This window comes from Hyphomonas sp. BRH_c22 (assembly GCF_000961795.1).
Classification (GTDB): domain Bacteria; phylum Pseudomonadota; class Alphaproteobacteria; order Caulobacterales; family Hyphomonadaceae; genus Hyphomonas.
The window spans coordinates 16,686-34,273 of sequence record NZ_LADU01000114.1 but is presented as its reverse complement, the minus strand read 5'-3'; the positions used below and the strand labels follow the sequence as shown (position 1 = coordinate 34,273).

General features: G+C 62.9%; 19 protein-coding genes. 15 read left to right on the top strand and 4 right to left on the bottom strand.

Translation table 11 applies throughout. The annotated features are described in order from the left end of the window. The 7 genes from VR74_RS15665 (at position 1) to recO (ending at position 6,586) form a co-directional block, all read left to right on the top strand. Complete coding sequence (locus VR74_RS15665; protein ID WP_299949437.1) at positions 1-2,265, top strand: bifunctional (p)ppGpp synthetase/guanosine-3',5'-bis(diphosphate) 3'-pyrophosphohydrolase; 2,265 nt, start codon at positions 1-3, stop codon at positions 2,263-2,265. After that, positions 2,255-2,836 carry an orotate phosphoribosyltransferase gene (gene pyrE / locus VR74_RS15660; protein WP_045694259.1) on the top strand — a complete coding sequence of 194 codons (582 nt, stop codon included), beginning with the start codon at positions 2,255-2,257 and terminating at the stop codon, positions 2,834-2,836. The genes VR74_RS15665 and pyrE overlap by 11 nt, the downstream gene beginning before the upstream one ends. Further along, complete coding sequence (locus VR74_RS15655) at positions 2,836-3,579, top strand: pyridoxine 5'-phosphate synthase (protein ID WP_045694257.1); 744 nt, start codon at positions 2,836-2,838, stop codon at positions 3,577-3,579. The genes pyrE and VR74_RS15655 overlap by 1 nt, the downstream gene beginning before the upstream one ends. Beyond that, entirely contained in the window at positions 3,576-3,983 is a 408-nt protein-coding gene (acpS, locus tag VR74_RS15650) for a holo-ACP synthase (protein ID WP_045694256.1), read from the top strand. Before VR74_RS15655 ends, acpS begins: the two co-directional genes overlap by 4 nt. Beyond that, positions 3,980-4,735 carry a ribonuclease III gene (gene rnc, locus VR74_RS15645; protein ID WP_299949436.1) on the top strand — a complete coding sequence of 252 codons (756 nt, stop codon included), beginning with the start codon at positions 3,980-3,982 and terminating at the stop codon, positions 4,733-4,735. Before acpS ends, rnc begins: the two co-directional genes overlap by 4 nt. Beyond that, a complete protein-coding gene (gene era, locus VR74_RS15640; RefSeq protein WP_045694255.1) occupies positions 4,732-5,679 on the top strand; it encodes a GTPase Era in 948 nt (315 codons plus the stop codon). Before rnc ends, era begins: the two co-directional genes overlap by 4 nt. 175 nt (positions 5,680-5,854) lie before the next feature. Next, the gene (gene recO, locus VR74_RS15635; RefSeq protein ID WP_045694253.1) at positions 5,855-6,586 is read left to right on the top strand and encodes a DNA repair protein RecO; all 732 of its coding nucleotides are present in this window, start codon (positions 5,855-5,857) and stop codon (positions 6,584-6,586) included. Here the strand turns inward: recO and VR74_RS15630 are convergent. The 3 genes from VR74_RS15630 to VR74_RS15620 form a co-directional block, all read right to left on the bottom strand. After that, positions 6,583-7,194 carry a glutathione S-transferase family protein gene (locus VR74_RS15630; protein ID WP_045694251.1) on the bottom strand — a complete coding sequence of 204 codons (612 nt, stop codon included), beginning with the start codon at positions 7,192-7,194 and terminating at the stop codon, positions 6,583-6,585. The genes recO and VR74_RS15630 overlap by 4 nt on opposite strands. A gap of 31 nt (positions 7,195-7,225) precedes the next feature. Further along, the gene (locus tag VR74_RS15625) at positions 7,226-7,654 is read right to left on the bottom strand and encodes an MAPEG family protein (RefSeq protein WP_045694250.1); all 429 of its coding nucleotides are present in this window, start codon (positions 7,652-7,654) and stop codon (positions 7,226-7,228) included. A gap of 82 nt (positions 7,655-7,736) precedes the next feature. Next, the gene (locus tag VR74_RS15620) at positions 7,737-8,420 is read right to left on the bottom strand and encodes an extensin family protein (protein WP_045694248.1); all 684 of its coding nucleotides are present in this window, start codon (positions 8,418-8,420) and stop codon (positions 7,737-7,739) included. A 122-nt stretch (positions 8,421-8,542) separates the two neighbouring features. On the opposite strand from VR74_RS15620, the gene parC reads away from it, so the two are divergent. Then, entirely contained in the window at positions 8,543-10,777 is a 2,235-nt protein-coding gene (gene parC, locus VR74_RS15615) for a DNA topoisomerase IV subunit A (RefSeq protein WP_045694247.1), read from the top strand. 184 nt (positions 10,778-10,961) lie between these two features. Then, entirely contained in the window at positions 10,962-11,465 is a 504-nt protein-coding gene (locus VR74_RS15610; RefSeq protein ID WP_045694245.1) for an Hsp20/alpha crystallin family protein, read from the top strand. A gap of 64 nt (positions 11,466-11,529) precedes the next feature. On the opposite strand, the gene VR74_RS15605 is transcribed toward VR74_RS15610, so the two are convergent. Beyond that, positions 11,530-12,279 carry a Sir2 family NAD-dependent protein deacetylase gene (locus VR74_RS15605; protein ID WP_045694244.1) on the bottom strand — a complete coding sequence of 250 codons (750 nt, stop codon included), beginning with the start codon at positions 12,277-12,279 and terminating at the stop codon, positions 11,530-11,532. Positions 12,280-12,390: 111 nt separating this feature from the next. Between VR74_RS15605 and VR74_RS15600 the strand changes: the two genes are divergently transcribed. From VR74_RS15600 to VR74_RS15575, 6 genes are all read left to right on the top strand, one after another. Further along, positions 12,391-12,954, top strand: a complete 564-nt coding sequence (locus tag VR74_RS15600; RefSeq protein WP_045694242.1) for a LemA family protein — start codon at positions 12,391-12,393, stop codon at positions 12,952-12,954. A gap of 54 nt (positions 12,955-13,008) precedes the next feature. Then, positions 13,009-13,338 (top strand): hypothetical protein, encoded by a 330-nt coding sequence (locus VR74_RS15595; protein WP_045694241.1) that lies wholly within the window; start codon positions 13,009-13,011, stop codon positions 13,336-13,338. A gap of 206 nt (positions 13,339-13,544) precedes the next feature. Further along, complete coding sequence (locus tag VR74_RS15590) at positions 13,545-14,471, top strand: IS110 family transposase (RefSeq protein WP_045694239.1); 927 nt, start codon at positions 13,545-13,547, stop codon at positions 14,469-14,471. Positions 14,472-14,771: 300 nt separating this feature from the next. Further along, on the top strand, positions 14,772-15,518 hold the full coding sequence (locus VR74_RS15585) for an electron transfer flavoprotein subunit beta/FixA family protein (protein ID WP_045698388.1): 747 nt from the start codon (positions 14,772-14,774) through the stop codon (positions 15,516-15,518). Then, positions 15,518-16,447 (top strand): electron transfer flavoprotein subunit alpha/FixB family protein, encoded by a 930-nt coding sequence (locus VR74_RS15580; protein ID WP_045698386.1) that lies wholly within the window; start codon positions 15,518-15,520, stop codon positions 16,445-16,447. Before VR74_RS15585 ends, VR74_RS15580 begins: the two co-directional genes overlap by 1 nt. A 209-nt stretch (positions 16,448-16,656) precedes the next feature. Then, a complete protein-coding gene (locus VR74_RS15575) occupies positions 16,657-17,535 on the top strand; it encodes a 3-hydroxybutyryl-CoA dehydrogenase (RefSeq protein ID WP_045698384.1) in 879 nt (292 codons plus the stop codon). Positions 17,536-17,588 lie beyond the last annotated feature (53 nt).

Genomic DNA, 17,588 nt, shown 5'->3' with positions numbered 1-17,588 from the left:
ATGGACGGCAGCGCCCTTTCCGCGAAGGACAAAGGGGCTGGCGAGGTGGCTGGCACGGAAGTTTCGACTGAAAATCAGGCTGAGCACCGCCACGTGCTGTTACGCGAAGAGCTGATCGCGAAAGTGCGGGCCTATCACCCCCGCGTCAAATCCGAACTGCTGGGCGCGGCCTATGATTTCGCCAAGCTGCATCACGGCTCGCAGACGCGCGATTCCGGCGATGCCTATTATTCCCACCCCGTGGAAGTGGCCAGCCTGCTCGCCGACGTGCGCCTCGACGAGGTGACCATCGTGGCCGGCCTACTGCACGATGTGGTGGAAGACACCGGCATCGACATTGGCGACATCGAAGTGCGCTTTGGCGCGGATGTGGCCGAACTGGTCGACGGTGTCACCAAGCTGGACGCGCTGGAATATTCGTCCAAGGAATCGGCGCAGGCCGAGAACTTCCAGAAATTCATCCTGGCCACGACGAGCGACCTGCGCGTGCTGCTGGTGAAGCTGGCGGACCGTTTGCACAACATGCGCACCCTCAAGCATCGCAAGAAGGCCGAGAGCCGCGACCGCACAGCGCGCGAAACGATGGACATTTATGCCCCGCTGGCGCGTCGTGTGGGCCTCTACTCGCTTGCCGCCGAAATGGAAGACCTTGCCTTCGAGGAACTCAATCCCGAAGCGCGGCGTGCGATCCTCTACCGCCAGGAAGAACTGGAACGCGAGAATGCCGACGATCTCGGGCGTATCGAGAGCGATCTGCAACAACTCATGGACATTTCGGGCATCCAGGCCAAGATCAAGGGACGCCGGAAGCAGCCCTATTCGCTGTGGCGCAAGCTGGAGCGCAAGTCGATTTCGTTCCGCGACGTGGCTGACCTGTTTGCGTTCCGTATCGTGGTGAAGGATGTCGACGATTGCTACCGCGTGCTGGGCGAGGTTCACACGCTGTGGGCCTGCATTCCGGACCGGTTCCGCGACTATATCTCGGTGCCCAAGCCGAATGGCTATGCTTCGCTGCACACGACGGTGCGCGCCTCGGGCAATCGCCGCGTGGAGCTGCAGATCCGCACCGAAGCGATGGACAAGACTGCCGAGTTCGGCGTTGCGGCCCACTGGGGCTACAAGAACAAGTCCTATGGCTTTGATGCAGAGTCCGCCCGTGCGGCGGGCCTTGACCCGGCCGCCAACCTGGAAGCATTTGCCGAGCTGATCCAGGACGGGGCCGACGCAAGCGAGTTTCTCGAACATGCCAAGCTGGAAATGTACCGCGAGCATGTGTTCGCGTTCAGCCCGAAGGGCAAGCTGATCATCCTGCCGGCAGGCGCCATGCCGCTGGACTTTGCCTATGCCGTTCACTCGGCGGTGGGGGATACGGCGATTGGTGCACGGATAAATGGCGAGGTGAAGTCACTGCGCCGCCCACTGAAGAATGGTGACGTGGTGGATATCCTGCGCGGCAAGGTGGCGGCGCCGGTTGTCGGCTGGGAAGCCATGACGATCACCGGGCGGGCGCGCTCTGCCATCCGCCGCCTTGTGCGCGAGCGTGACCAGATGCAGTTCCGGCGCCTTGGCGAAGGCTTGATCAACATGGCGCTGCGGCGCGCGGGGATAGATCCGATCGACGTGAAGATGACCCATACGGCGCAGCTTGCCGGGTTCCAGACCCGCGAGGAAATGGCCGAGGCGGTCGGGCGTGGCCGGATCTCGTCAGCGGACATCATGGAAGCGGCCTTCCCCGGCTATCGCGTCGAACGCTTTGACGACGAGAACAAGCTGCGACTGGACAATGAGCATGCGCGGCTGCTGGTGTCGGGGGAAGACCTGATGCCCGGCGTGACGCTGCATCTGGGCCAGTGCTGCTGCCCGTTGCCGGGGGACCGGATCATGGGCGTGCAGGAGCCCGACAAGGGCCTTGTCGTGCATGTCGCGAGCTGCCCGAAACTGGCCGAATATGACGACCATCCCGAGCTATGGGTCGATCTGAAATGGACGGAACTCGCCAAGACCGGCGCAGTGGCCGTGGGGCGGATCCGCGTCAATGCGTCGAACGAAAAAGGCGTCCTGGCCAAGCTGTGCGCCGCCGTGGCGCAGGCGAATGGCAATATCACGCGCATCGCGACGCAAGAGCGCCATGCCGATTTCACCGAACTGGTGATGGAAATCGAGGTTGAAGACCTGAAGCGCCTGTCGCAGATACTCGCGGCGCTCCGATCCCTGGCCGTGGTGGACCGGGCGGTGCGCGATCAGGAGGTCGAAGATGACGAATGAAGACGTGCTCGCGGTGTTCCGTGAGGCCGGAGCCTTGCTGGAGGGCCATTTCATCCTGTCGTCCGGGCGCCGCAGCCCGGTCTTCCTGCAAAAGGCGCTGGTCTTCTCGCAACCCGAACTGTCGGAGCGGCTGTGCAAGGCGCTGGCAGAAAAGCTGACGGCGCGGTTCGGCAGGATCGACGTGGTGGCCGGGCCGGCCGTGGGCGGGATCATTCCGGGCTATGAACTGGCGCGGCACCTGAAGGCGCGGGCGATCTTTGCCGAGCGCGTGGATGGCAAGCTGCAATTCCGGCGCGGTTTCGCGATTGCCGAAGGCGAGAAGGTGCTGATCGCGGAAGATATCGTGACGACGGGCCTGTCCTTCCGGGAAACCGTGGAGGCGCTGGACAGGCTGCCCGGCGAGGTGGTCGGCGGGGCGTGCATTATCGACCGGTCGAACGGCAAGGCCGATGTCGGGTGCGAACTGGTCTCGCTCGCGGCGGTGGATTTTCCTGACTATGACGCCAATGACCTGCCGCCTGAGCTGGCCGCGATGGAGGCCGTAAAGCCGGGCTCGCGGGGCCTTGCCTGATGGCAGGGCGAATACGCCTCGGCGTCAACATCGATCATGTGGCAACGATCCGCAATGCGCGCGGCGGGACGCACCCTGATCCCATGCGCGCGGCGCTGATGGCGACGGAGGCGGGCGCTGATGGCATTACGCTGCACCTGCGCGAGGACCGCCGGCATATCCGCGATGGCGACCTTGTGGAAATACGCACAGCGACGCAGCTGCCGATCAACATGGAAATGGCGGCGACCGAGGAAATGCTCGACATTGCACTGAAGTTCAAGCCGGAAACGGCGATGTTCGTGCCGGAAGAGCGCGCCGAACTGACAACCGAGGGCGGGCTTGATGCGGCGCGGGCGCACAACCATCTGGCGCATTTCGTTCGTCAGCTGAACAAGAATGGCAGCCGCGTGTCCTTTTTTATCGAGCCCGACATGGTGCAGCTGCATGCGGCGCAGGCGCTGGGCGTGCAGATTTGCGAGTTCCATACGGGGCGGTATGTCGAATTCATCCAGTCGGGCGAGGTGAAACTGGCCGAGCTGGAACTGGACCGGATCCGTACCTGCGCCGAAGAGGCCGTCCGTATCGGGATCGAGCCGCAGGCGGGGCACGGGCTGACCTTTGATACGGTCAAGCCGGTGGCAGCGATCGCGCAGATTACCGAACTCAATATTGGGCACTTCCTTGTGGGCGAGGCGATCTTTATCGGGCTGCCGGCGGCGATTGCCGAGATGCGCCGCCTGATGGATGAGGCCCGGGCATGATTATCGGCATCGGCAATGACCTCTGCAATATTGACCGGATCGCGAAGACGCTGGCCAAGTTTGGCGAGCGGTTTGAAAACCGCGTCTTTACCGAGACCGAGATTGCCCTGGCGCGGCGCCGCCGCCTGACGGCCGAGACCTATGCCAAGCGGTTTGCGGCCAAAGAGGCCTGCGCCAAGGCGCTTGGCACGGGCGTTCCGCGCCACGGCGTGCACTGGAAAGACCTGGGCGTTGTGAACCTGCCCTCGGGCCGGCCGACGCTGACGCTGACCGGCGGCGCGGCCGAGCGACTGGCGAAAATGATTCCCGAAGGGCATGAGGCGGTTATTCATCTGACGATCACGGACGATCATCCGTGGGCGGAGGCGCAGGTTATCATCGAAGCGCTGCCGGTGAAGCCATGAAGCCTGCCCGTCCGAAGCGTACGCGCCTGCGCGCCGCAGCCAAGGCCAACGTGCCGGGCCTTGCCGATGCGCAGGTCAAGGCGATCCAGGAGCGCATTGGCCATCATTTCAAGGACAGGAGCCTGCTCGTGCAGGCGTTCACCCATCCGAGCGCGGTGGCGGCAGCCGATTCCGTTCGCCTGTCGAACCAGAGGCTCGAATTCCTCGGCGACCGCGTGCTGAACCTCCTGATTGCCGAGCGCCTGATCGAGCGGCGCAAGACCGAGAGTGAAGGCGAGCTGGCCCCGCGCCTCAACCGGTTCGTGAAGAAGGGCGCCTGCGCGGAGGCCTTCCGGCATTTCGGCCTTCAGGAACACATCATACTGTCTGACGGCGAAGTGGCGTCTGGAGGCCGCGATCGCGAGTCCACGCTGGGCGATGCCTGCGAAGCGCTGATCGGTGCGATCTATCAGGATGGCGGCCTGTCGGCAGCGCGCAAGTTCGTCGAAGCGGGCTGGACGCACCAGTTCTCGTCGGCGCCTGCCGAAACCCGTGACCCGAAGACTCTGCTGCAGGAATGGGCCCAGGGCCAGGGCCTGCCGCTGCCGAAATACAATGTGATTGAGCGGTCCGGCCCTGACCATGAGCCGGTTTACGAGATAGAAGTGCAAGTACCGCCCCATGGGGCGGCCAAGGCGAAGGGTTCTTCGAAACGCGACGCCGAGCGAAATGCAGCCGCCCTGCTGCTGGACAGCCTGACTGGAACACCATGACTGAAACCGAAATCAACCGCGCTGGCTTTGCCGCCATTATCGGCGCGCCGAATGCGGGCAAGTCCACGCTGACCAACCGCCTTGTCGGGGCCAAGGTAGCGATCGTCACGCACAAGGTGCAGACGACGCGCTTTCCCGTGCGCGGCGTGGCGCAGGTGGGCGACGCGCAGATCGTACTGGTCGATACGCCCGGCATCTTCGTGGCCAAGCGCCGGCTCGACCGGGCCATGGTCAAGGCGGCCTGGAGCGGCGCGGCGGACGCCGATGCCATCGTGCACCTGATCGACAGTTCGGCCTGGGTGGCTGACCGGGCAGGCAACGCCACTGGCGCACAGAAAATGTCGATTGCCGATGACCGCCGCGTGATCGACCAGCTGAAACTGACCGAAAAGCGCGCTTTCCTCGCCCTCAACAAGATCGACCTGTTCCCGCATGACCAGGTACTGCCTGTCATGGCGGAGCTGAGCGACACCGGCGTCTATGACGAGATCTTCATGATCTCGGCCGAGAACGGTGACGGTGTCGACCGGCTGGCCGCTGCGCTCGCGGAGCGGATGCCTGCGGGTACGGCGCTCTATCCGCCGGACCAGACGGCCGACCTGCCGATGCGCCTGCTGGCGGCGGAGGTGACGCGCGAGAAGCTGCTGCTGCGCATGCACCAGGAACTGCCCTACCAGCTGATGGTCGAGACCGAGAGCTGGGAAGAGAGGAAGGACGGATCTGTCCGTGTGCAGCAGGTGATCGTGGTCGGACGGGAGGGCCACAAGGCCATGGTGCTGGGCAAGAATGGCGCCTCGATCAAGGAAATCGGGCGGATGGCGCGCAAGGAACTGACGGAGATGCTGGACCGGCCCGTGCACCTATTCCTGTTCGTGAAAGTGGACGAAAAATGGCAGGAGCGGCGGGACAGTTATTCCGGCATCGGCCTGGAGTTTGATGTCTAGAAGCCCCTCCCTCTGGGGAGAGGGGTTGGGGTGAGGGGACGCCGCGTTGTCCCCGGGAGCATGATTTGATGGATTACCTGAATGATGCCACTCGCCTCCGCAACCAGATACCAATGGGCAAGCCTGTGACCCCTCACCATCAACCCCCACTCCCAGAGGGAGAGAGGGCTTCAGCATGAACTGGACCGATGACGGACTGATCCTTGGCGGACGCCGGTTTGGTGAGGGCGGGCTGATCCTTGATGTGCTGACCAAGACGCGGGGGCGGCGGTCCGGCCTGGTCTATGGCGGCGCATCGCGCGCGCGGCGCGGCCAGTATGAGGCGGGAAATACGCTGTCCCTGTCATGGACCGGGCGGCTCGAGGAACAGCTCGGCCGGTTCGATGTGGCCGAGGCGAGCCGCGAGAGGGCCGCGCGCGTGCTGGATGATGCCGGGGCCTTGGCGGCGATTTCGGCGGTGACCACATTGCTGCGCGGCGCGCTGGACGAGGGCGATGCGGCGGGTTCGGCGCTCTATGAGGCGACGACGTTACTGCTCGACCAGATCGAGGCGCAGGACGTCTGGCCTGCTTTATATGTCCGCTGGGAACTCGGGCTTTTGTCGTCGCTCGGCTTCGGGCTTGATCTCGAGGCCTGTGCCCTGAGCGGCGCGAATGACGGGCTGACCCATGTGTCACCCAAGACAGGGCGTGCCGTGCGCGGATCGGAGGCCGAAGACTATGTCAGCCGGCTTCTGCGCCTGCCGGGCTTTCTTGTGTCGTCCGAGGCGCCGGTGGGCGTGACCGACATTGCCGACGGCCTTGCCCTGACGGGGCATTTCATCGAAACGCGCGTGTTCAACGGCATGAACCGCGCCGTGCCTGCGCAAAGGGCGCAGCTGGTGGCGCGGCTGCTGAAGCGAGGCTAGACGCTGGCGCTGGGGCGGGCGCCGACGCGCTCGAACCAGGCGGTGAGGTTCTTCAATTCCGGGTTCAGCGGCTGGCCGATCTGGTTGCCGAAGGCCTGGAAGCAGAACAGCATGATGTCGGCGAAACTGAAGACATCCCCGGCAATATGGTCGCGGGTGGCGAGCTGGCCGTCGAGGAAGGCAAGCTTGTCCTGCGCGCGGGCCTTCAGGCCGGGGGCGGCGTCTGGCAGGCAGCGTGTGCGGTCCTTGAACATGGCGAGGCCCTCGGCAAAGCGGAAGCCATTGGTCATCGGTTCCAGCACGTTGAGGTCTGTCCAGCGCGTCCAGCGGCGCGTCTGGGCGCGTTTCTCGGGCGTCGCGCCGAACAGGCTGTCGCCGGTATGGGTCTCGTCGAGATATTCGCAGATCGGCCAGATCTCGGTGATGATGCTGCCATCGTCGAGTTCCAGCGCGGGCGACTGGGCGGCCGGATTGACCGAGAGATAGGGCTCGCCGAGATTCGCGCCCTTGACGATGTCGACGTCCTGCGTGGGCAGGGTGATGCCGCGTTCGGCCATGAACATGCGCACGACATGCGGGTTGGGGCCGATGGATGTGTAGAGTTTCATGAGGTGCTTCCCTTTGGAATCATTCTTGTTTTCAGCTTGTCGCAAGGATGTAGATCGCCCGTCCTGCTAGCGGGAAGAGCATCAGTGTCGATGCGATGAACATGTAGAATCGGATCATGACCTTGTTGGCGGTGGCCTGCCAGATCGAGTGTACGATGCGGATGGCGACGTACGCCCACGCAAAGCCGACATCAACCAAGCCTGCAGATCCGCTGAGCGCGAGGGCCAGAGCCAAGGCATAGAAAATGGTCGGCTGTTCCATGAGATGGTTGTAGTTGTCCGAAATCTGGCGGACTTCCGAGGGCAGGGCGTTGAAGGCGTCGCTGCGCGTATGCTTGGCCTTTTCAGGGTGCATCTGCGCCTTTTGCATCGCCGGGACACGCGTCTTGAGCATCCATATCCACATCACCAGTGACCAGGCCGCAAGGACGGCAACGGGCAGAAGCATGGCATGGGTCATTTGAAACTCCCTGATCTTCTTGTTTTTCAGCAGTGTAGCGAAGATTGCCGGGTGCAGAAGGGGAGTCCTTGCGGCAGGTGCCTTAGCGGCAGATGCCGCCATTGCCCATGTCGAAGTGGAAATGGTCCGCGTGGGCGGCATTATAGTCGGGGCCGAGGGTGACGGAGAAGATATCGCAGCCGCCTTCGTGCACGCGCTTGAGGAATTTCGCCTCCTTTCCGCCTTGTTTCCAGTGGGTTTTCACGTCGATCAGGCGGCCATCCTCAAGGCGGAAGCCGGAAATGTCGACGGCATTGGCGTGGGCATGTTCGGAGAGGCGGCCGCTGCCGGCGATGTTGCGACAGGAGAAGCTGCCATAGGTTTCGATCCGGGCGAGGGGTGAGCCGAAGATTTCCACTGCTGCCGGGCGGGCGACATGGCGTTCCCAGGTGTAGAGGGCGGCCGTCTGGGCGCAGGTCATGCTGAGTGTGGCGGAATAGGGGGTGAGGGTGCGGTCGAGGGTGAGGGCGCCCCGCAGGCTGCATTTCTGGCCTTTGGGGTCGTCTTCGAGCGGGGTGTAGAGGATGGATGCCGAATCGAGGGCCGCGAAACAGACGTCCCGCTGGTCACGGGCGCGCTCCAGCTTGGCCTTGGTGCCGAAGCCGATCCGGTCTGTCAGGTCGATGGGCGCGAACGGGTTGTGCCGCGGCGGCGCCACCCACAGGAGCAGGGCGACCACAAGCACGGGTACGCCGAGAAGGAGGAGCCAGGCCCGAAACTCAGTCATTTGCTTGCGTTTTACCCATTCCTTAACCAAACCGCCGTTTCTGTTAATGCTGCGCAGTGGCCCGAGTCGGTATAGACCGGGCCCCTGCACCAGAATGTGGCACGAGATGCAAAGAGGCCAGAATGACCGACCTGCTTGACGGTGGCCCGGAAGACCGGATCATCAATGAACCCATGAGTGAGGCGCTGTCGAAGCGCTATCTCGCCTATGCGCTCTCGACCATTACCTCCCGCGCGCTGCCGGATGTGCGTGACGGCCTGAAGCCGGTTCAGCGGCGCATCCTGTATGGGATGCGGGAGCTGAAGCTGGATCCCGAAGGCGGTTTCCGCAAGTGCGCCAAGATTGTCGGCGACGTGATGGGTAACTGGCACCCGCACGGCGACAGCTCGATCTATGACACGCTGGTGCGCCTGGCGCAGGATTTCAACGTCCGCTACCCGCTGGTCGATGGCCAGGGCAACTTTGGCAATATCGACGGGGATAGCGCAGCCGCCTATCGCTATACCGAAGCGCGGATGACCCATGCGGCGGAACTGCTGCTGGATGGCCTCAGCGAGAACGCCGTCGATTTCCGCGCCAACTATGCCGAGAATGACGAAGAGCCGGTCGTGCTGCCGGCGGGCTTCCCGAACCTGCTCTGCAATGGTGCGACGGGTATCGCGGTGGGCATGGCGACCAGCATTCCGCCGCACAATGCGGCCGAGGTGATCGATGCCGCGCGCTTCCTGATCGAGACGCCGAAGGCGACGACGGCTGACCTGATGCAGTTCGTGAAGGGGCCGGATTTCCCGACAGGCGGCGTGATCGTCGAATCCCGTGAATCCATGCTCGACGCCTATGAGACGGGCCGGGGCAGCTTCCGCATGCGGGCGAAATGGGAGGTCGAGGATACCGGCCGGGGCACCTACCAGATCATCGTGACGCAGATTCCCTACCAGGTGCAGAAATCGCGCCTGCTGGAGAAGCTGGGCGAGCTGTTGGAGCAGAAGAAACTGCCGCTGCTGGACGATGTGCGCGACGAGAGCGCCGAGGACGTGCGCCTCGTGCTGGTGCCGCGCGCCAAGACGGTGGAACCCGACGTGCTGATGGAAAGCCTGTTCAAGGTCTGCGACCTGGAAACGCGTTTCAGCATGAACATGAACGTGCTGCACAAGGGCGCGCCGCAGGTCATGGGCCTGAAGGACGTGCTGAAGGCCTATCTGGAGCATCGCCGCGAAGTGGTCGTGCGCCGCGCCGAGTTTCGCCTCGACAAGATCGAGAAGCGCCTGCACCTGCTCGACGGCTACCTGATCGCCTATCTCAATATCGACGAGGTGATCCGCATCATCCGCGAAGAGGATGAGCCCAAGCAGGAATTGATGGCGCGGTTCGGGATTTCCGACATCCAGGCCGAAGCCATCCTGAACCTGCGTTTGCGGGCCTTGCGCAAGCTGGAAGAAATGGAAATCCGTGGCGAGCACACCAAGCTGGTCGAGGAGCGCGACGAGCTGGTCAAGCTGATCGGGTCGACCGCGCGCCAGTGGACGAGCGTTTCCAAGCAGCTGAAGGCCGCGCGTGACCAGCTGACCGAAGACCCGGCGCTGGGTGATCGCCGCGCGCAGTTTGAAGACGCGCCGGATGTGGACCTGGCCGCTGCCCTTGAAGCCTCGCGCCCGAAGGAGCCGCTGACGGTTGTCCTGTCGGCGCAGGGCTGGATACGCGGGATGAAGGGCCACGGCCTGGACCCGGATGCGACCAAGTTCAAGGATGGCGACGAGCTGTACCTGAGCGAAGAAGTGATGAGTACGGACAAGATCATCCTGATGGCGTCGGATGGCCGGGCGTTCACGCTGATGGCCGACAAGCTGCCGGGCGGGCGCGGGCATGGCGAGCCGATCCGCCTGTCGATCGAGCTGGAGGACAGCGTGGATATCGTTGCGATGTTCAAGCTGGAGGAGGGCCGCAAGCGCGTCATGGCCTCGACCGTCGGCTATGGTTTTGTGGTCGACGAGAAGGAACTGGAATCCAACCGCAAGGCGGGCAAGCAGGCGGTCAATACCGGCGAGGGTACGCTGAACGTTTGCATGCCGGTTGAGGGCGACATGCTGGCCGTGGTCGGATCAAACCGGAAGATGCTGATCTTCCCGCTCGACGAGCTGCCCGAAATGGCGCGCGGTAAGGGCAACAAGCTGCAGGCCTATCGCGGCAAGGACACGCTGGCCGACCTGATGACGTTCGACAAGCGCGACGGCCTGATCGTGATGGCTGGCGGGCGCCACCGTGCCTTCCCGGAATGGGAAGAGTGGATCGGCAAGCGGGCCCAGGCCGGCAAGACCGTGCCGAAGGGCTTCCCGCGGACGGGCACGTTTAACGGCTGACACGCCACAAGGGCCGCGACAGGCAACCAGTCCGGCGGGCGCCATGAATAAGCGTTAATGGACCGAGCTTAGGTGAACTCACGTATTGAGTTCAGCCGGGGCGTGACTAAATTTTTCCCTGCGGCCCTGTCCTGACAGGGGCTGAGGGCCGCGCGTCGATAACCAGTTTGGAAAGGAACTTAAAATGTCATTCCGTGATTTGATTCCCTTCGGAAACAGGTCGAACCTTCCGGTTCTTGGTCCGTCGAACGATCCCTTTGAAACACTGCATCGCGGTATTGACCGCCTGTTTCAGGATGTCTGGCAGAGCAACGGCTTGGAGCGGCATTTTGCGTCAGGCAATGGCGCAATCAGCATGCCGGAAATCGAGGTTTCCGAAACCGACACTGCATATCTGATTGAAGCTGACCTGCCGGGCATGAGCGAAAACGAAGTCGAGGTGAATGTCGCCGATGGCATCCTGACGATCGAGGGCGAGCGCAAACATGCGGAAAACAAGAAGGAAAACGGCATCCAGTATTCGGAGCGTTCCTACGGCATGTTCAAGCGTTCGCTGCAATTACCGAACGACGTGAAAGAGGGCGACATCAAGGCGACCTTCAAGAACGGCGTCATTCATGTCGAGCTGCCGAAATCGCCGGAGAAGGTCGAAAAGGTCCGGCGTGTCGAAATCAAGAAGGCCGACTAGGCAGGCGTCCGGCATTTTCTGCAATCAATGAAGGACTGCCCGCAGTCAGCCCTTCATGCTTGGGTCAGTTGGACAGCTGCTCCAGCACGGCATTCATCAGCGGCCCGATCTCCGTGTTCAGCACCAGGTCCGCATAGGCATCCTGATCGGTGGGTTCGCGGTTGACGATGACCAGTTTGGCGCCGTTGCGCTTGGCTTCCAGCGGGATGCCGGCGGCGGGGTAGACGACGAGGGACGAGCCAAGCACAAGGCAGAGGTCGCAGAGCAGGGCTTCTTCAGCGGCGCGTTCCATCTTGTCTTCCGGCATGGCCTGGCCGAACGATATGGTCGCGGTCTTGATCAGGCCGGTGCAGAACACGCAGGTCAGGTCCTCGTCCGCTTCCCAGCGGGGCTTGAGCTTTTCGATCTCGTAGCGCTTGCCGCAGGTGAGGCAGCGCGCATAGGTGGCGTTGCCGTGCACCTCGATGACCTGCTCTGGCGGCACGCCGGACTCCTGGTGCAGGTTGTCGACATTCTGCGTCACCACCGCGCCGACCTTGCCCGAGGCGACGAGCCGCGCCACGGCGCGGTGGCCAGCATTGGGGCTGGCGCCGACCCAGCCGGCCGAGCGGTTGAAGACGCGCGTCCAGGCTTCGCGGCGCTGGTCGCGCGAGGCGACAAAATCCTGGAAGTAGATCGGCTTCATCGTGGACCAGACGCCGCCGGGGCTGCGGAAATCGGGAATGCCGCTCTCGGTCGAGATGCCCGCACCGGTGAAAACCATCACGCGCGTTGCCGCGTTGATCATGCGCGCGAGGGTGGCAGCGTCGGACATGGCGCCAGTTTAAGCAAACTTGAATGGTAAGAGCCAGCGGGTTGGCCTGACTTGCGCAAAACGCGTCTGGCCGCTAGGCCATGTGTATCTGATTTTGTGGAGGGACGGCTCATGAGCCCCATTCTAATCGTTCTGGCGGCAGTGGTCGCCGTCGTCGGCTTTGTCATCCTGATCTACAACGGCCTGGTGATGAAGCGCCAGCGGGTCAATCAGGCCTTTGCCGACGTGGACGTTCAGCTGAAGCAGCGCCAGAACCTGATCCCGAACCTTGTCGAGACGGTGAAGGGCTATGCCAAGCACGAGCAGGAAACCTTCCAGCAGGTGATCGCGGCGCGCAGTGCGGCGCAGTCGGCATCGACCCCTGCAGAGATGTCTGCGGCCGAAGGCATGCTGACCGGCGCGCTGGGCAAGCTGTTCGCGCTGGCCGAAGCCTATCCGGACCTCAAGGCGAACCAGAACTTCATCCAGCTGCAGAACGAGCTCTCGGCGATCGAAGACAAGCTGGCCGCGGCGCGGCGTTTCTACAACTCCGCCGTGCAGGACTACAACACCTCACGCGAGCAGTTCCCCGGCTCCATCATTGCCGGGATGTTCAGCTTCGAGCCGCGTGACTTCTTCGATGTCGGCCTTGAAGGCCGCGAGGCGCTCAGCACACCGCCTGAAGTGAAGTTCTAATCCTTCCTGTTTGCATGTAGTGTGCCTCCCATGCCTGTCGTGGAAGGACATGAGATGAGATTTCCGATTCTGGCTGCGGCCATGTGGCTGGGCGCCTGCGCGAGTTCCGGCGGCGGCTGGAGCGCGTCGGCATGGGACGGCCTCGTGCCGCAGACCATTGGGACGCAGAATTATGCCTTCCTTGCCGCGCCGATGGCCGGACAGGGCTTCAAGCTGAAATTCACGATAAAGACGGATGGCAGTTTTGGCGTAGCCAGCGCCGGGCCGCCGACTCAGGCCGAACTGGAGGAGGCCGCGATTGCGGCAGCGCCGGAGGGCTGCAGCTTCGTGTCACTGGAAATGACGCCCGATGGAGGGGCGGAAGCGGAGTATGATTGCGGGTAGTCGAGCCGCGCTTTCGAAGTGCTCATCCTTGTAACTCAGCACTTCGCACATGTGCTATTGTTGGCGGTGCGGCGGCGGGTTGCAGTCCGTCTCATCCTTGGGCCTTGAAGCCCGCAGCTCAGCGAGGATCGCAACCCGCCGGTTCATCGACCCCGAACAGTCGCCAGGGCCGCAAGGCGAGCCCGCTTAGGCAAGGATGGGATCCGATGGACATTTATGCAGGTATAGACGTTTCGAAGGATTGGCTGGATGTGAGTGTCGAGCCATCGGGACAGGCCGTACGTTTTCGCCGCGACGCGGACGGGCTGGATGAGTTGGCGGGGTTCCTGCGGCCTCAGGGCCGTTGCCTGGCGGTGGTGGAGGCGACCGGCGGGCTCGAGGCGGTGGTGACCGCCAGTCTGGCGGCGGCCGGTCTGGACGTTGTCACGGTCAACCCGGCTCAGGTGCGGGCGTTTGCGTTCAGTCTCGGACAGCGGGCCAAGACCGACAAGGTCGATGCCCGGGTGATTGCGCTGTTCGCACAGGCGGTCCGCCCGCCTGTGCGGGCGCTGCCGGATGCACAGGCGCGGGAACTGGCCGACCTGGTCAGCCGCCGGCGCCAGATCATCGCGATGATTGTCGCCGAACGCCAACGCGAGCATCGTGCCTCTCCCCGCATGAAGAAGTCGATTGCCCGGCTCGTCCGGGCGTTGGAGAAGGAGCTGTCGAGTGTCGATGGCGGCATTGATGAGGCCGTCCGCAACTCGCCGGTATGGGCACAGACCCTTGACCTTCTGACCTCGGTGCCCGGTATCGGGGATCAGATCGCCCGGACACTAATCGCGGAGCTGCCTGAACTTGGCAGCCTGGACAGACGTCAGATTGCGGCACTGGCCGGACTGGCGCCTTACACACGCCAGTCCGGCCAGTGGCGCGGGCAAAGCTTCATCAGCGGCGGGCGCGCCAGCGTCCGGTCGGCCCTGTTCATGGGGGCCATGGTCGCCGCACGCTACAACCCAACCCTCAAAACCTTCCGCGACGATCTGATCGCCCGCGGAAAACCAAAGAAGCTCGCCCTCATCGCCGTCGCCAGAAAACTACTCACCATCCTCAACGCCATCATCAGGGACAAAAAATCATGGCAAACCGCTTGACCCCCAAGACAGTCGCTGAGCGAAGTCGAAGGACGAGGTCCGGGCGGTAAATATTGGAAGCCCGCGCTCGTCCTTCGACTTCGCTCAGGATGAGCCCCTCAGGGTGCCGAGTCCCAGCACAGGCAAGGCCGCGCGAAAGTATGCCGCTGAACAAGCGCGCCTCGAACACGAAATCGTTCCATTGCGAAATGAAAACCGCGCCAAATTGACCTGAACGTCAACGTAAACCTTGCGTCTTTGGCGGCGGACGGCTAGTCACGGCGCACTATCTCAACCCCTCGAAACCAAAGGGAGCACCGCATGAAGGTCCTCGTGCCCGTCAAACGCGTGATCGATTATAACGTGAAAGTCCGCGTCAAGCCGGACAAGTCCGGCGTCGACCTCGCAAACGTCAAGATGTCCATGAACCCGTTCGACGAGATTTCCGTCGAAGAGGCTGTCAGGATGAAAGAGGCCGGCACGGTCACCGAGATCGTGGTTGTCTCCATTGGGCCCCAGCAGGCCCAGGAAACCCTGCGCACGGCGCTCGCCATGGGCGCAGATCGCGGCATCCTGATCAAGACCGATGCGACCGTCGAACCGCTGGCCGTGGCCAAGCTGCTGGCCAAGGTCGTTGCCGAAGAAAGCCCGGAACTCGTGCTGCTCGGCAAGCAGGCGATTGATGACGACTCCAACCAGACCGGCCAGATGCTGGCCGCGCTGCTCGACTGGCCGCAGGGCACGTTCGCCTACAAGCTGGAAAAGGATGGCGGCAAGCTGACCGTCACCCGCGAAGTCGATGGCGGCCTGCAGACGGTTGCGCTCACCCTGCCAGCCATCGTCACGGTTGACCTTCGCCTGAACGAGCCGCGCTATGCCTCGCTGCCGAACATCATGAAGGCCAAGAAGAAAGAGATCGCCGAGAAATCGCCGGAAGACTATGGCGTCGACATCTCGCCGCGCCTCACCGTCATCTCCGTCACCGAGCCGCCTGTGCGCAAGGGCGGCGAGAAGGTCGAAGATGTGGCCGCGCTGGTCGCCAAACTCAAAACCGCAGGAGCTGTGTAATGGCCGTCCTCGTAATTGCTGAACACCACCATGGCGGCCTGTCGGACGCGACCCACAAGGTTGTCACCGCCGCCTCGAAATTCGGCGGCGACGTCGACATCCTCGTTGCCGGTGAAAACGCTGGCGCAGTGGCCCCGGAAGCGGCCAAGGTCTCCGGCGTCCGCAAGGTGCTGAAGGCCGAAGGCGACAGCCTGCGCAAGCAGACCGCCGAAGCCATGGAAGCCCTCGTCGTGCCGCTAATGGCCAACTATGACGCCGTCTTCATCGCCGCCACCACCACCGGAAAGAACATCGCGCCCCGCATCGCCGCAAAGCTCGATGTCATGCAGCTCTCGGAAATCGTCGAAGTCATTGACCAGAGCACGTTCGTGCGCCCGATCTATGCCGGCAACGCGATCATGACGGTCAAATCCTCCGACGCGAAGAAAGTCATCACCGTGCGCGGTACGGCTTTCCCGGCGGCCGGCAATGACGGTTCGGCCTCGATCGAAGACGCTGCGGCGCCTTCCGGCCCGTTCAAGTCGGAATTCGTTTCGGAAGAAATGGTGAAATCGGATCGCCCCGAACTCACCGGCGCCAAGCGTGTCGTCTCCGGCGGCCGCGCTCTTGGTTCTGCCGAAAAGTTCCAGGAAGTGATCATCCCGCTCGCCGACAAGCTCGGCGCAGCTGTCGGCGCCTCGCGCGCGGCGGTTGATGCGGGCTATGCGCCCAATGACTACCAGGTCGGCCAGACCGGCAAGATCGTTGCGCCGGAACTTTACATCGCCATCGGCATTTCGGGCGCCATCCAGCACCTGGCCGGCATGAAGGATTCCAAGATCATCGTCGCGATCAACAAGGACGAGGAAGCCCCGATCTTCCAGGTCGCCGATTATGGTCTCGTGGCAGATCTCTTCAATGCGGTGCCGGAACTGACCGCCGCCCTCTAGAATACTGCGTTTCCTCCCAAACGCTTGAAGCCCGGCGCTTGCGCCGGGCTTTTTTTGTTGGGCCGCCTCGTCCGGCCTCTGTGCCCTGCGCGCCACAGGCTGCGCACAACGCAGTGAATTCTGCTGACTGAAGCTTGATCTTTGACGCACTGCACAAAAAGGATATGAGCTTGGTGTAACAAAACTTGCACGTTCAGGATGACACGCACATGGCAGAGCTCAAAACCGTTGGAGTGATCGGCGCAGGCCAGATGGGCAATGGGATTGCCCATGTTGCCGCGCTGGCAGGCTATGACGTCATCATGACCGATATATCCGACGATGCGCTGGCCAAGGGCGTGACCACGATCGAAGGCAACATGCACCGCCAGGTCCTGCGCCACATGATCACGGACGAGGCCATGAAGACCGGCCTCAAGCGCATCAGGACGTCTTCCTCCATCAAGGCGCTCGAAGAAACCGACCTCGTCATCGAGGCGGCGACCGAGAAGCGGGAAATCAAGGAGCAGATTTTCCGCTCGATCTGCGAAATCGTGCCCGCGCACACCTATCTGGCCACCAACACATCCTCGATCTCCGTCACGCGCCTCGCCTCGGTCACCGACCGGCCTGACAAGTTCATCGGCATGCATTTCATGAACCCGGTGCCGCTGATGAAGCTGATGGAAGTCATCCGCGGCCTCGCGACCAGCCAGGACACGTACGAAACCGCCATCACCTTCGCCGAGCGTCTCGACAAGACCACGACTAATGCCGAGGACTATCCGGCCTTCATCGTGAACCGCATCCTGGTCCCGATGATCAACGAGGCGGTCTACACGCTGTATGAAGGCGTCGGCACGGTGGAATCGATCGACACGGCCATGCGCCTTGGCGCCAACCACCCGATGGGCCCGCTGACACTGGCAGACTTTATCGGCCTCGATACCTGCCTGTCGATCATGCAGGTCCTGCATGACGGCCTTGCCGACACCAAGTACCGGCCCTGCCCGCTTCTGGTGAAATATGTCGAGGCCGGCTGGGTCGGCAAGAAGGTCGGCAAGGGTTTCTACGACTATTCCGGCGAATTCCCCGTCCCGACGCGGTAGTCCATCGCTAATGCCGTGACCGGTAACGGGACTTAACCCCCGCTTAACCCGCG

Excerpts from the sequence above, each read along its gene's own strand:
- VR74_RS15580 (WP_045698386.1), top strand. The coding sequence starts at position 15,518 with ATGGCCGTCCTCGTAATTGCTGAACACCACCATGGCGGCCTGTCGGAC.
- pyrE (WP_045694259.1), top strand. The coding sequence starts at position 2,255 with ATGACGAATGAAGACGTGCTCGCGGTGTTCCGTGAGGCCGGAGCCTTG.
- VR74_RS15590 (WP_045694239.1), top strand. The coding sequence starts at position 13,545 with ATGGACATTTATGCAGGTATAGACGTTTCGAAGGATTGGCTGGATGTG.
- VR74_RS15595 (WP_045694241.1), top strand. The coding sequence starts at position 13,009 with ATGAGATTTCCGATTCTGGCTGCGGCCATGTGGCTGGGCGCCTGCGCG.
- era (WP_045694255.1), top strand. The coding sequence starts at position 4,732 with ATGACTGAAACCGAAATCAACCGCGCTGGCTTTGCCGCCATTATCGGC.
- VR74_RS15620 (WP_045694248.1), bottom strand. The coding sequence starts at position 8,420 with ATGACTGAGTTTCGGGCCTGGCTCCTCCTTCTCGGCGTACCCGTGCTT.
- VR74_RS15665 (WP_299949437.1), top strand. The coding sequence starts at position 1 with ATGGACGGCAGCGCCCTTTCCGCGAAGGACAAAGGGGCTGGCGAGGTG.
- VR74_RS15610 (WP_045694245.1), top strand. The coding sequence starts at position 10,962 with ATGTCATTCCGTGATTTGATTCCCTTCGGAAACAGGTCGAACCTTCCG.
- VR74_RS15575 (WP_045698384.1), top strand. The coding sequence starts at position 16,657 with ATGGCAGAGCTCAAAACCGTTGGAGTGATCGGCGCAGGCCAGATGGGC.
- VR74_RS15600 (WP_045694242.1), top strand. The coding sequence starts at position 12,391 with ATGAGCCCCATTCTAATCGTTCTGGCGGCAGTGGTCGCCGTCGTCGGC.
- rnc (WP_299949436.1), top strand. The coding sequence starts at position 3,980 with ATGAAGCCTGCCCGTCCGAAGCGTACGCGCCTGCGCGCCGCAGCCAAG.
- parC (WP_045694247.1), top strand. The coding sequence starts at position 8,543 with ATGACCGACCTGCTTGACGGTGGCCCGGAAGACCGGATCATCAATGAA.
- VR74_RS15585 (WP_045698388.1), top strand. The coding sequence starts at position 14,772 with ATGAAGGTCCTCGTGCCCGTCAAACGCGTGATCGATTATAACGTGAAA.
- acpS (WP_045694256.1), top strand. The coding sequence starts at position 3,576 with ATGATTATCGGCATCGGCAATGACCTCTGCAATATTGACCGGATCGCG.
- recO (WP_045694253.1), top strand. The coding sequence starts at position 5,855 with ATGAACTGGACCGATGACGGACTGATCCTTGGCGGACGCCGGTTTGGT.
- VR74_RS15655 (WP_045694257.1), top strand. The coding sequence starts at position 2,836 with ATGGCAGGGCGAATACGCCTCGGCGTCAACATCGATCATGTGGCAACG.
- VR74_RS15625 (WP_045694250.1), bottom strand. The coding sequence starts at position 7,654 with ATGACCCATGCCATGCTTCTGCCCGTTGCCGTCCTTGCGGCCTGGTCA.
- VR74_RS15605 (WP_045694244.1), bottom strand. The coding sequence starts at position 12,279 with ATGTCCGACGCTGCCACCCTCGCGCGCATGATCAACGCGGCAACGCGC.
- VR74_RS15630 (WP_045694251.1), bottom strand. The coding sequence starts at position 7,194 with ATGAAACTCTACACATCCATCGGCCCCAACCCGCATGTCGTGCGCATG.